A 13,231-nucleotide genomic window follows, 5' to 3' on the forward strand; every position below is an offset into this window, starting at 1 on the left:
AAGAAATAATTCTTTATTGTAATAGGTTGATTTATTGAGTTTTAATCGCCCCAATTAAATCTGTTACATTTTCAACCTGATGTCTGATCATATATTCTTTGATTCCTTCAACAACCTTAACTGTTATCTGAGGGTCAATAAAATTAGCAGTTCCGATTTGAATTGCAGAAGCTCCGGCCAGGATAAACTCAATGGCGTCTTTTGCATTCATAATACCACCTAAGCCAACAATGGGTATATTTACAGCGTTAAAAACCTGCCAAACCATTCGCAAGGCAACTGGTTTCACGCATGGGCCGGATAAACCTCCTGTAACTGTTGATAAAAGAGGCTTTCTTGTTTCTGAATCTATAGCCATTCCCAATAGCGTATTAATAAGAGACACAGAATCAGCACCTTCTGCTTCAACCGCTTTAGCGATCTCAGTAATATCCGTTACATTTGGTGACAATTTAACCATTAAATGCTTTTTGTACACTTTACGAACTTCACGAACAACCGATGCTGCAGAAGAACAACTAGTTCCGAAAGCCATTCCGCCTTCTTTAACGTTCGGACAAGATATATTCAGCTCTATTGCCGGTATTTTATCCAATTCATTAATCATTGCTGCCGTTTCTACGTAATCTTCAATTACAGAACCGGAAACGTTAACCAAGATATTTGTATTGTAGTGGTTAATTCTGGGGTAAATATTATCACAAAAATACTCAACTCCTTTATTCTGCAAACCAACAGCATTTAGCATTCCAGAAGGTGTTTCAGCCATTCGGGGGTAAGGATTTCCTTCCCGATGATGTCTTGTAGTGCCCTTAACTAAAATGCCGCCTAATTGGCTGATATCAATAAAATCTTCAAATTCTTCACCGTAACCAAAGGTTCCGGAAGCAGTCATTACCGGATTTTTAAGAATCAGATCTTTAAGCTTAACTTCCAAATTTACCATTTCAACTCATTTATATTGAACACCGGACCTTCAGTGCATGTACATATATTACCTCTTTTTGTGTCAGTTACACAGCATAAACAAGCTCCAAATCCACAAGCCATAGTGTTTTCCAGTGAAACCTCACATGAAATATTTTTGCTTTTGGAATAAGCTGCTACAGCCTTCATCATTGGCTCTGGCCCACAGGTGAAAGTATAATCAAACTTCTCATTAAGAACAGAATGTTGCGTAGGATAACCTTTTTCGCCAATTGAGCCATCTTCGGTAGTCACGAATATACGACCGTACTGTTTGTAAGGATCTAATTCAACTGCATCATAGGCTGACCGTACACCCAATATGGTTGTCACTTCATTTCCGGCGTCTTTAAGATGTTTTGCCAAGTATAATAAAGGAGCAACACCACAGCCACCACCAATTAAAAGAGTTTTAGAGTTCTTAGGGATAGAGTATTGATTTCCTAACGGAAAAACGATATTAAGCTTGTCTCCAAGGAGTAATTCTCCTAATTTGGCAGTGCCTTCTCCAATCTTTTTAATGTATAATTTGATGATATTCTTTTCGTAATCAACAAAATGGATGGACAAAGGTCTTCTGAGGAAGGTATTGGCTGCATTTTCGACAAGAACGTTAACAAATTGCCCTGGCTTAATGTCAGGTAAAGGCGCTGATGCCTTTACATCAATAACAAAAGTCCCGTCATTAAGCTCTTCCTTGTGCAGTACCTCAAAGTCCTGTACTAATTTTTTCATGGTGCCTGGTTGTATTTTAAACTGTTAAGTATAAACGCAGGCAAAGATAAGCTAAAAAATATTTAAGAGGGATTGTATTCTTTAAAAGTTTTATCTGTGTAAAACACGACTACTTTCTCTATCTGTTTTCCAGATGTAAATGCACTCATTTCCAGCATAGGTTCAGGGTTTGAGCGCGGAATATTAATTGTTTCCTTATTTAATTTAGGAGGATGATTGGGTAGAGTTTCAAGTGGTGCCCGGCTTATTTCCGGTTCTTGAAATAAAGAAGGTGAATCTTGTGACTTATACATATTGCCCATTCCTGAAATAAGCCAATTAGGGTCAATTGAAGGAAATGATGTTAGTATTTTTTGAACAAAGTCAAGACTTGGGTTGTTACGACCGGATAGAATATGAGAAATACTAGACCGCTGAACACCAATTGTGTCTGCAAATTTTGAAGAGGTTAAACCTTCACTATTAATCAGCTGAACTATTCGATTCTTCATTCTTAAGTTGTTTATATGTGAATTTTACAGATGTTAACTTTGAATAACATTACAAATTTAAAATAATAATTACAAAAGCCAAAACATTTGTAAAAATAATATTCACATCAGTAATTTACTAATGTGAACTAGTAGAAACGATATATTCAAATTGTAATTGTCAAGCATTATTACTTTTGTAAACATTTCATTTGGATCACAAATAGAGTATTTATGCACAGTACCTCTCTTTAAAAGATATTTAATTAATGAACCTGTTAGATTCTATTTCTTGAACAATATTAAATTCATCAGCAATAGAATTATAAAGTGACTGAATATCACGCTATTTAATAGATTTACAATAATACATCCTCATTGTTTACAAATATTCACAATTAAATAGTATTAATAGGTTATTTTATTTATTGTTTCACTATAAGTAGAGAATGTAATTTACTGATATATTGATGATTATATGCAAGAAAATTACATTTCACACATAAATCAACACGATTTTTACACATCTGTAATTAACAAGTTAAAGTATTACTTAAGTATAATCTTTTAAATAACTGGTATTTAGAATAATAGTGTGTAATTATTGGTGTTATATCAAAAAATATCAGGACTTGTTTGGATTGTAAATTCAATTAAAATACAAAACATTTGTACCCATTATGAAATTACTCATGTAAATTACATTGTGAAATTAGTTACAAGTTACAATTCGCGGACTGGTTACAATTGTTGTTGAGCCAAATCGTGATGAGTTACAAAACTAAACTTCATTAAGTTGGATATTGTGAATTTGGAATTGAATTTTTTAAACTTTTAGTTACATTATCAAACTAAATTCAAATGATATTTGTAAACAACACCCCGTTAGTTTGCAGATATTAAATTCTAAGAAGGTTAAAAGGAGGGTATTTCTCTTGTAAGTGTCACAAAATTAAACAAGTGAGAGGGTTTTTATTTATGACACATAGTGTTGTTAACAGGATAAAAAGAGCTTTTCTCCTGTTAATTTGGATATTCAGGAATAAAGTCTAATATTTTCTGGGGAATAATTATTATTTCTCAGGAGGTTTTCTAAGTTGTAAGAAACCAATAAATAAAATGTAAGAAGCGAACGCAACGATTAGTATTCGAAGTATTAAATTTTGGTAGTTATCATGATTGCTTGCGAGGATATCGCGCGATAAGGCAGGAATCATGAAGATTAACAAGCCAAATACTAAAATAAGTTGTATGTATAAAAAGATAACTTTTAGTTTTTCTTTTCTTCGGGAAGCCAGTGGTGATACAGCAACGTTATTTGTCTTTTTACCTCTTTTTGTCAGCTTCTTTGGTTTCGGGTTGCTTAATTTTTGTTTTAGTTTATGTCCTATTAAGAATGTTAGTACACATGTGCCAACTAAAATATAAATTTCCTTATTCATCTTAATATATTGTTGTAGAGTATTTTCTAATTTCTTTTCTTTTTCTGTTCAATTCCGGGCAATGGATTTCCAGCAATTGATAGAATTCTTTGGAATGATTTTTAACTTTAGTATGGCATAATTCATGCAGAATAACCATATCGCATAGTTCATTAGGTAACCTCATTAAATGAAGATTGAGGTTAATATTATTATCATGTGAACATGATCCCCAACGGCTTTTTGTATTTTTAATTTTAAGGGATTTATAGGAAAACCCACCAAGTTTTGCTAATTCCTTGATTCTAATTGGAAGATGATGGTTTGCTTCTCTACGCAAGGTTTCTATAATAGAATTTTGAATGAATATTTGTAAGTCTGAATTTTGAATCTCGGTATTGGCAGGATATTTTACTTCCAGTATTCCATTAGAGAGTTTTGCGGAATAATAACTCACCTCTCCTGGACTTAGCTTTAATTGATGGAAACGTGTTTTAAATTGGATCTCAGGAGTGAAAATTGTTTGTTTATTCTCTTTTAATTTTGTTTTAGCCTTATTATTGATAATCCATGCTTTATTTTGCCTGGCAAAATTAATCGCATCCTGATAGCTTATACCATATGGTACATTAACCCAAATTCCTTTTTTAGGTGCCATCCGTACCGATAAACGTTTGAATCTCCGACTCTTTTTAAAGAGAACATCCCCAATATCCTCTAATAGTATAATTTTTTCTTCGGGCATAAAAAAAGCTTTGCAATATGCAAAGCTATCAGAAATATCTTTTGAAAGAAATTATTTCTCTTTAATTAAATTGCTCAATTCTGTAAAAGATTCGTCAACATTCTTGAATAAATCAGTATATACAGCCTTGTAGTAAGCTTTAACAATTTTAGGATTGTCCTTACCATCCGGATGATTTACACGTGCAATTAACTGATTACGGGAAACAATAGTATTCTTTACAATTTCCATTACTTTATCCTTATTCTCAGGATGTAAATAATTGTAATTGTAGCAATCTGAAATTACCTCAAAGCTAAGGTAATCGATATCCTTTTTTAAGCGTTTTCTACTTGCCATATCTATTTTTTTGAATAAGTTGTATAACAGAAGATACTGTTATTCGATGACAAAGATAATAAACACTTATTGAATTTCCTTGTTCCTTTGAAAATATGGATTGATATTATTATCTAGATTTTTTCGACTTGAATTTTCCTGGTAGTATTTAATTTACCTTCACTTGTGGCCACTATTGTTGCAACAGTAGCATCACCTGTAACATTCACCACTGTTCGAAGCATATCAAGCGGCCGGTCAATACCTAATATTAATGCCAATCCCTCAATAGGAATTCCCACTGATGTTAAAACAATGATTAACATCACAATGCTTCCGCCTGGAACACCAGGTGTTCCGATAGATGCCAGAGTTGCTGTGACTACAATTATTAATTGGTCGTAAATATCCAAATCTACACCAAACACCTGTGCGATAAAGACCGCAGCAATTGCCTGATAACAACTGGTTCCATCCATATTAATAGTAACACCAACCGGAAGTACAAAACTCGCAACTTCATTAGCAACACCTATTTCTTTTTCGACACACTCCATGGTAACCGGAAGGGTTGCCGCACTTGAGCTTGTTGAAAATGCCAACAGCTGAGCAGGCGAAATGGCTTTGTAAAAATCAGCGTATCTTATTGGAGTAAAGAATCTTAGGAATAAAGGGTAGATTATGAATATCATAAGCAAGAGCCCTAGAATTACAGTTATTGCATACAATCCTAAAGCCGAAAATAAATCAAGATCACCGGAAAAATCGACGATTAAACCAGCAATAAGGGCAAATACTCCATAAGGAGCAAAAAGCATAATTAGGTCAATTATCTTAAGGATAATTGCATCTATCCCATCAAAAAAATCTCTAACTACCTTGACTTTCTTTTCTTCCAAAATAACCATTGCAATGCCAAATAGAATTGCAAAGAATATGATCTGAAGCATTTTGGAATTATCTGTGGCTGCCTGAAAGAAATTGGATGGAACAACGTCTACAAGAAATTTGAGTGGAGACTCATTTTTCAAATCTGAAGCCTGATTTTTCTTTAAATCAATTGTTGTATGGTATTTTTCTTGTAACTCTATCTTTTTATAGTCGGGAAAAGTATTGCCTGGTTCTATGGTATTTACCAGTATTAAACCAAAACTTACAGCAATAACTGTTGAAAGAACGTAAAGGGAAATGGTTTTAATTCCTATTCGTGATAATTTTGAAATGTTGGAGAGACTTGATATTCCTTTTACCAACGAGACAAAAATTAAGGGAACAGCAATTAATTTTAATAAGTTTAAGAAAATATCACCCCAAGGTTTGATCCAATCATTGGTTAATTCAGATAATTCAAAATAAACGGCAATTAATCCCGCTATAATTCCAAATCCCATTCCAACTAAAATTTTCACGTAAAGAGGCAACCTTTTCCACATAATCGATATGTTTTTTTTATTGTGCTTTAAAGATACTTGATAAGACTAGAAAAACAAAGCCCGAAAACCAAAGGCTTTCGGGCTGAAATATCTTTTCAGAAACTAATTAGCATCCACATCCGCTGCCACATCCGCCGCTTTCACAACTTCCGCTATCACATCCACCCTGAGGTGCATAAGCTTCTTTCATTTCTTCTTCTGAAGCATCTCTAACTTCAATAACTTCACCTTTAAAGAACAGAGCATCTCCGGCAAGTGGATGGTTGAAATCCATTTTTACAGTAGCATCTGTTACTTCAAGAACGATTCCATTCATTCTGCGGCCTGAGTTATCCTGCATTGGTACTACATTTCCTTCTGCAATAACTTCTGAATCAAATTCACCGTTAACTTCAAATATATTTTTAGGAAGATCGATTACTGCTTCTTCTGATGCCTCACCGTATGCTTCTTCAGTTTCTAATTTGAAATCAAAAGAATCACCTACTTTCAGCCCCATCAATTTTTCTTCAAACTTTTCTAACATCTGTCCAGCACCACATAAATATGTAAGTGGAGTTTCTGCTACTGCTTTTTCAATAATCTCTCCCGAAAGATCAGTTTTTAATTCGTAAATAACTGAAACAACCTTATCTTTTGAAATTGTCATAATATTTTCTTTTTTTAGTATTATATCCTTAATTTGGATCCCAAAACCTGAGAATTCTGTACAAAGAAAGTACAATTATTTCTTTATTCAAATAAAAAAGGAGTTGATAGTCTAAATTTATTGCCTTTTACTCTATTTGTAATGTTCAGGATTTAAAGCATCGGGGCGCCAATTGTATAGGAATGATTTAACTTTCTCGAAATTGTAAGCTTTGTCTTGCTCTAAATTACCCGTGTTTTGCGTATGAAGTCTTTCTCCTTCACCATTTAAAACGATCATAACAGGAAATCCAAAACGCTGAGGATAACCAAGTTCTGCCAATGCATCTAAATTTTTATTTTCCTTACTGTAATTTACCTCAAGGAAGATATAATTATCCTCGAGAAGCTTATTTAATGTTGTTTCACTATGCAGGTAATTATGCATTTTTATGCACCAAGGACACCAATTTCCTCCTACCTGAAGCAGAACATGTTTTCCTTCTTTTTTAGCTTTACTAACTGCCTTCGCAATTTCTTCTTTTCCGTTAAGAGATGGATCGTAGGGCTTTTGACCTATTGTAGTCAGACTAAATACAAGGAATAAACTTACTAGAAGGGCAATTTTTTTCGTTTTCATGTGTTCGTAATTTTAAGTTTTTGCCACATGGAACTTACCATCATAATCATCCCCCTGTGTGCAGAACGCTTTATACATGGACGTTTCATGTTTGTATTTTAAATTTGAAGCAATTTAAATTAAATTGAAGGTAAATCAAGGAGATTTCAGATTTTTAACGAACAAATAACATTTTAAAGGCTAAGCGAAACTACATATGTTGTAAAAATACTTTAGAATTGGTACGGTTTAAACGGATAAACCCTAGTTTTACAAAGAATTTACATGAAAAAAAACTCCTATGTCGGAAATGTTTAAGCCATCTGATCTCGTTTTTGATAGAGAACATATTTGGCATCCATATACTTCAATGCATGAGCCACTACCCGTCTACCCTGTAGTTTCGGCCAATGGTGTAAGACTTACATTGGATTCAGGTCAAGATATTATTGATGGTATGTCCTCGTGGTGGTGTGCTGTTCACGGATATAATCATCCTGTTTTGAATGAAGCTGTTCAAAAGCAATTAAAACAGATGTCGCATGTGATGTTTGGCGGTATTACTCACAAACCTGCAATTGAGTTGGCCAGGTTATTGGTTGATATAAGTCCGGAGGGTATGGAAAAAGTATTTTTCTGCGATTCTGGTTCTGTATCTGTTGAGGTGGCAATGAAAATGGCTCTTCAATATTGGTTTACCAAAGGGAATCCAAATAAAAATAAATTTTTGAGCATTCGCTCAGGATATCATGGTGATACTTTTAACGCCATGTCTGTTTGTGATCCTGTAACCGGAATGCATGAAATTTTCAGAGGAGTTTTGCCTGTTAATTACTTCGCAGAATCGCCAGATTGTGGGTTTTACGATGAATGGGATTCTCACTCCTTTCAGTCTATGCAAAATATGATTGAAGTGCATCATAAGGAGCTTGCTGCGATCATCTTAGAGCCTGTTGTTCAGGGAGCTGGAGGAATGAAGTTTTATCATCCTCAATATTTAACGGAGTTGCGAAGAGCTTGCGATACTTACAACATACTGCTTATTCTCGACGAAATAGCCACAGGTTTTGGTAGAACAGGGAAATTATTTGCTTGCGAACATGCTGATATATCTCCGGATATAATGTGCGTAGGGAAAGCAATAACTGGTGGCTATTTAAGTTTTGCAGCCACTTTAACTTCACAAAAAGTAAGTGATGGAATTTCCGCTGGTGCGCCAGGTTGTTTTATGCATGGCCCCACATTTATGGGAAATCCTTTGGCATGCGCGGTTGGTGTTGCGAGTATCAATTTACTATTAGAATCATCGTGTTTGGAGAAGGTTCGTAATATTGAACAACAATTAATACGAAATTTATCGAAGGCGAAAGAATTAAAACAAGTAAAAGATGTTCGGATTTTAGGTGCTATTGGAGTTATTGAAATGAATGAACCGGTAAATATGGCTTCTATTCAAAAGCAATTTGTGGAAAATGGAGTTTGGATTCGCCCGTTTGGAAAATTAGTCTACATTATGCCTCCATTTATTATATCTGAAGAAGATTTATCTTTCCTTTGCAAAGCTTTGGTTAAAGTGGCAGCAATGCAATAAATTAGAAATGGATCAAAAACTGAATAAATACAAAGAGGAATTACAGACGCTTGAGGAGTCTGGCAACCTTCGGACCCTAAAAATGATTTCTGAAAGTAACTATAAGATTAACCTCTCTTCAAATGATTATTTAGGAGTTAGTAAAAAAAATATTCCTCGCCCAAAGGGGAATTCCTTTGGCTCAGGATCATCTCGGCTGCTTACCGGAAACTTTAAGGAATATCAGTTACTGGAAGCTGAGCTCGAAAATTTGTATGGCAGGCCTGCATTATTTTTTAATTCGGGATACCATGCTAATATTGGTATTTTGGCTGCTTTAGCAGGAAAAGATGATTTGATAATATCTGATAAGTTGAATCATGCCAGTATAATTGATGGCATTCGATTAAGCAGCGCTGAACAAGTTCGATTCAAACATGCTGATTACGATCACTTAACACATATTCTTACTGCAAAACGAAAAGATTACAATCGTGTTTTTATTGTAAGTGAATCAGTTTTTAGTATGGATGGCGACGAAGCTGACCTTGAAAAACTGATTGCAATTAAAAAACGATTTGATTGCTTTTTATATATTGATGAAGCTCACGCTTTAGGAGTTAGAGGAATTAAAGGTCTTGGTTTATCGGAAGAGAAATCATGTCTTACAGAAATTGATTTACTGATTGGCACTTTTGGTAAAGCGATGAACTCAATTGGTGCATATGTTATTTGTGATGCTATTCTTAAAGAGTATTTAATTAACAAAATGCGTTCATTAATTTTCACCACTGCTCTGCCTCCAATTGTAATCAGCTGGAACTATATAATGTTGCGAACCATTGTGAAAATGAAAATGGAACGGGAGCATTTGCAGTCAATATCGGAACAATTACGAGAAGGCCTGAAAAATGCCGGAATAGAAACAATGGGAAGTTCAAATATTATTCCTGTTCTGGTTGGAGACAGTCAAAAATGCGTTAATTTAGCTGAGTATTTGCAAAAAAAAGGTTTTTTGGTATTCCCTATCCGACCACCTGCCGTGCCTAAAGATACTGCCAGACTGCGTATTTCGGTTTGTGCAGATATGGATTGGGAAGATCTTAAAGATTTACCGGAACTGATAAAGAATTATTGCGATGAAAAGTGAATGGCTGCATAAATCTGCTAACGAGAAGTGCATTTTGTTTATGAATGGTTGGGGATGTGATGCAAATCCTTTTCAATCAATAAATTCAAAAGAGTACGATGTGCTGATGTGTTTTGATTACCGGGACTTATTAATTCCTAAACAGGTTGAAAGACTGTTTGAAAATTATCAGGAAGTACATTTGGTTGCATGGTCGCTTGGTGTTTATGTTGCGAACATGCTTTACCTCCAATGGAAGGATCTATTCGCCAGTAAAATTGCCATAAATGGAACTTTACAAGCAATTGATAATTTGAAAGGCATTCCACCTGCAATCTTTCAGGGTACTATAAATGGATTGAATTCAAGAACTATTGAGAAGTTTTGGCTTCGAATGTGTGGCGGTAAAATTGGGTTTGATCGTTTTAAAATGCAAATACCACAACGGAATATTGAGGATCAAAAGGAAGAATTAATTGTACTTCAGGAGCTTGTACAAAACCATTTTATTGATTGGAATGTATATGATTCGGTATTATTGGGACAAAACGATTTAATTTTTCCATTTGAAAATTTAGAAAATGCTTGGCGCGAGCAAAAAAATATAATTAAAATGGAAAATACTCCTCACTTTTGTTTTTACAGTTGGAATTCGTGGGATGATTTAATGGAGGAATGTAAAAGTGCAGCATCAAAATATTAATAAAGATAAAGTACAGAAAGGATTCGTAAAAAGTATCGAAACCTATCGTAAACATGCTATTGTTCAGGAAGTTATCGCCTCCAGATTGATTAATGAATTGTTGCGTCAACCCTTAAGCCATTTTTCGAAAGTTCTTGAGATTGGTTGCGGTCCGGCTGTACTTACTGATAAGTTTTTCCAAAAATTCAATACCGATTTGTATTATGCAAATGATATTGTAGAAGAATATTCAGACATCCTTAGCTCTATTCATTCGGACATACAATTTTTGGGTGGAGATATTGAGTCTTTGGATTTACCAGATTCTTTGGATTTAATTATTTCGAGTTCAACATTTCAGTGGTTCAATAACTTAGATGGGTTTTTAACAAAAATACACAAAGCTTTACAGCCCAATGGTTTACTTGTATTTAGCACTTTTGGACCTGATAATTACAGAGAAATACGCGAAGTGAATGGCAAAGGATTAAATTATTTGTCGTTTGGAAAGCATGAGAGGCTTTTGTCTGATAAATTTGAAATTCTTTGGAGTGATAAAGAAACAATTACCCGTTTTTTCTCAGATCCTCTTGGGGTTCTCTATCATATGAAGCAAACAGGTGTAAACGGAATTCCTGGAAAAGCTTGGACAAAAAGCGATTTGATGAATTTTAAAGAGGATTATCAGGATTTGTTTGGTACCGATTTGGGTGTACCCCTCACCTATCAACCCTTATATTTTATTGCAAAACCTAAAAAAATAAATTAATAATGCCAACCTATTTTATTGCAGGAATTGATACTGATACAGGTAAAACATTTGCTACAGCCTTAATGGCCAAGTATTTATTGGATCAGAAAAAATCAGTGATAACTCAAAAATTTGCACAAACCGGTTGCAAAGGAATCTCTGAAGATATTTTAATGCATCGGGAAATAATGGGAATGGAAATTCAAGATGTTGATAAAGACGGAACTACCTGTCCGTATGTTTTTGATTATCCTGCATCACCGCATCTTGCTGCTCATATGCAAAATCAAGAAATTGATATTAAACGAATTGAAAAATCGACTGCAATTCTTGAAGATCAATTTGATTATCTTCTTTTGGAAGGTGTTGGTGGTATGCATGTTCCAATAACTTTGGATTATTCACTTCTTGATTTCATGGAAGAGAAAAAATATCCTGTAATTTTAGTTACTTCATCAAAGCTTGGTAGTATTAATCACACTCTTCTCAGTCTTGAAATTGCAAAACAAAGACAAATTCCAATTAAAGGATTAATCTACAATCAATATCCTGCAAACAGTGAATTCATTTTAAAAGATTCAGTTCAGGTTTTTAAAACTTATTTGAAAAAATATGGATTTGATTGTCCTATCATCGAGATTCCGGAATTGAAAAAAAACGAAGTGTCAAATGTTGATTTTAGCAAACTGTTTTTTGCAGAATAATAGCATGTGAGTAATATCACAAAATCCAGGTTATTCTTTAAGCCTTTCAGAAAGAAATAGTATTACCCTACTGCAACAAGCATGTAATTTATTCAATTCTCAGGCGTTTAAAAAATAAAAATGCCAGATTAAACATCACATAATCAATAAATAAAACAGAATCTACTAATGTCTGATTTATATACATTCTAGAAGAAATTGAGTTTTTTTCAGAATTTCACACATTATATTATTGATTTTTGTTAAAACAGATCTAAAGATCCTATTATTCTTGTTTATTAGATGGATTTTATCTTTTTTTGTAGTCGCTTATTTGTAACGATTCCATATAAATAATTCGATTTATTATTGAGTTAAATCCGAGTGAATTTATGGATGAACAAAATTGAATACATAAATTAAGAATGAGATCACACAAAGTTATTGAGATAAGAAATTTGACTTCTTCCACTTATGTTATAAGGATGGAAAAAAATGATTTTACATTTAAAACAGGGCAATACATAACCCTTGGATTTTCCGGTAGTATTGATCGACGAGAATATTCTATATATAGTTCTGAAAATGATAATTTTTTAGAAGTGTTAATTAAAGAAGTTGAAAACGGTTTGGTTTCAAAAAAACTAAAGCGATGTAAGCCTGGTGATTATTTAGATGTGGACGGACCTTTTGGTCATTTCTCATTAGAGGAGTCTGAAATCGGCAGGAAAAAATTCCTTTTTATAGCTACTGGTACCGGAATATCTCCAATTCACAGTTTTGTTGAAACGCATCCTGAAATGGATTATCAAGTGTTGCATGGCGTGCGAATTGAAGAAGAAGCGTATGAAAAAGACAGTTATCCGAATGGAAAATACATTTTATGTACCTCCCGCGAAAAATCAGGTGATTATTATGGAAGAGTAACCGATTATTTAATGAAAAATCCAATCTCCTCAGATACAGTTTGTTATTTGTGTGGTAATTGCCATATGATTTATGAGGCTTACGATATTCTTGAAAAACAAGGAATTTCATTAGGTCCAATTCACACTGAGGTATACTTTTAAACGGAGAATGAA

Annotated in this window: 15 protein-coding genes; 6 read left to right on the forward strand and 9 right to left on the reverse strand. The window is 33.9% G+C overall.

Annotation, left to right across the window (positions count from 1 at the left end; genetic code table 11):
- Nucleotides 1–31: 31 nt before the first annotated feature.
- The 9 genes from ACHZAX_RS09090 to ACHZAX_RS09130 form a co-directional block, all read right to left on the reverse strand.
- The gene (locus ACHZAX_RS09090; protein ID WP_101309587.1) at nucleotides 32–946 is read right to left on the reverse strand and encodes a dihydroorotate dehydrogenase; all 915 of its coding nucleotides are present in this window, start codon (nucleotides 944–946) and stop codon (nucleotides 32–34) included.
- Nucleotides 940–1,701 (reverse strand): dihydroorotate dehydrogenase electron transfer subunit, encoded by a 762-nt coding sequence (locus tag ACHZAX_RS09095; protein ID WP_320018867.1) that lies wholly within the window; start codon nucleotides 1,699–1,701, stop codon nucleotides 940–942. Before ACHZAX_RS09095 ends, ACHZAX_RS09090 begins: the two co-directional genes overlap by 7 nt.
- 62 nt (nucleotides 1,702–1,763) lie before the next feature.
- Nucleotides 1,764–2,192 (reverse strand): helix-turn-helix transcriptional regulator, encoded by a 429-nt coding sequence (locus ACHZAX_RS09100; protein ID WP_101309589.1) that lies wholly within the window; start codon nucleotides 2,190–2,192, stop codon nucleotides 1,764–1,766.
- A 1,052-nt stretch (nucleotides 2,193–3,244) separates the two neighbouring features.
- On the reverse strand, nucleotides 3,245–3,613 hold the full coding sequence (locus tag ACHZAX_RS09105) for a hypothetical protein (RefSeq protein ID WP_320018868.1): 369 nt from the start codon (nucleotides 3,611–3,613) through the stop codon (nucleotides 3,245–3,247).
- Nucleotide 3,614: 1 nt separating this feature from the next.
- Nucleotides 3,615–4,337 (reverse strand): M48 family metallopeptidase, encoded by a 723-nt coding sequence (locus tag ACHZAX_RS09110; RefSeq protein WP_320018869.1) that lies wholly within the window; start codon nucleotides 4,335–4,337, stop codon nucleotides 3,615–3,617.
- Nucleotides 4,338–4,388: 51 nt separating this feature from the next.
- Nucleotides 4,389–4,676: a hypothetical protein gene (locus ACHZAX_RS09115; RefSeq protein WP_101311505.1), complete on the reverse strand. Its 288-nt coding sequence runs from the start codon at nucleotides 4,674–4,676 to the stop codon at nucleotides 4,389–4,391.
- 113 nt (nucleotides 4,677–4,789) lie between these two features.
- Complete coding sequence (locus ACHZAX_RS09120) at nucleotides 4,790–6,088, reverse strand: dicarboxylate/amino acid:cation symporter (RefSeq protein ID WP_320018870.1); 1,299 nt, start codon at nucleotides 6,086–6,088, stop codon at nucleotides 4,790–4,792.
- Between the two features lie 106 nt (nucleotides 6,089–6,194).
- Nucleotides 6,195–6,737 carry an FKBP-type peptidyl-prolyl cis-trans isomerase gene (locus ACHZAX_RS09125; protein WP_101311511.1) on the reverse strand — a complete coding sequence of 181 codons (543 nt, stop codon included), beginning with the start codon at nucleotides 6,735–6,737 and terminating at the stop codon, nucleotides 6,195–6,197.
- Between the two features lie 132 nt (nucleotides 6,738–6,869).
- On the reverse strand, nucleotides 6,870–7,355 hold the full coding sequence (locus tag ACHZAX_RS09130) for a thioredoxin family protein (RefSeq protein WP_320018871.1): 486 nt from the start codon (nucleotides 7,353–7,355) through the stop codon (nucleotides 6,870–6,872).
- Between the two features lie 280 nt (nucleotides 7,356–7,635).
- On the opposite strand from ACHZAX_RS09130, the gene bioA reads away from it, so the two are divergent.
- The 6 genes from bioA (at nucleotide 7,636) to ACHZAX_RS09160 (ending at nucleotide 13,219) form a co-directional block, all read left to right on the forward strand.
- Entirely contained in the window at nucleotides 7,636–8,925 is a 1,290-nt protein-coding gene (gene bioA / locus ACHZAX_RS09135) for an adenosylmethionine--8-amino-7-oxononanoate transaminase (protein ID WP_320018872.1), read from the forward strand.
- A gap of 7 nt (nucleotides 8,926–8,932) precedes the next feature.
- Nucleotides 8,933–10,054, forward strand: a complete 1,122-nt coding sequence (locus ACHZAX_RS09140; RefSeq protein WP_320018873.1) for an aminotransferase class I/II-fold pyridoxal phosphate-dependent enzyme — start codon at nucleotides 8,933–8,935, stop codon at nucleotides 10,052–10,054.
- A complete protein-coding gene (locus tag ACHZAX_RS09145) occupies nucleotides 10,044–10,736 on the forward strand; it encodes a DUF452 family protein (protein ID WP_101311502.1) in 693 nt (230 codons plus the stop codon). Before ACHZAX_RS09140 ends, ACHZAX_RS09145 begins: the two co-directional genes overlap by 11 nt.
- Nucleotides 10,717–11,484 (forward strand): malonyl-ACP O-methyltransferase BioC, encoded by a 768-nt coding sequence (bioC, locus tag ACHZAX_RS09150; protein ID WP_320018874.1) that lies wholly within the window; start codon nucleotides 10,717–10,719, stop codon nucleotides 11,482–11,484. The genes ACHZAX_RS09145 and bioC overlap by 20 nt, the downstream gene beginning before the upstream one ends.
- A gap of 2 nt (nucleotides 11,485–11,486) precedes the next feature.
- Entirely contained in the window at nucleotides 11,487–12,170 is a 684-nt protein-coding gene (bioD, locus tag ACHZAX_RS09155) for a dethiobiotin synthase (RefSeq protein ID WP_320018875.1), read from the forward strand.
- A 404-nt stretch (nucleotides 12,171–12,574) separates the two neighbouring features.
- Complete coding sequence (locus ACHZAX_RS09160; protein WP_320018876.1) at nucleotides 12,575–13,219, forward strand: ferredoxin--NADP reductase; 645 nt, start codon at nucleotides 12,575–12,577, stop codon at nucleotides 13,217–13,219.
- The last annotated feature ends 12 nt before the right edge of the window (nucleotides 13,220–13,231 follow it).

Source organism: Labilibaculum manganireducens, from assembly GCF_963665805.2.
Lineage (GTDB): Bacteria > Bacteroidota > Bacteroidia > Bacteroidales > Marinifilaceae > Labilibaculum > Labilibaculum manganireducens.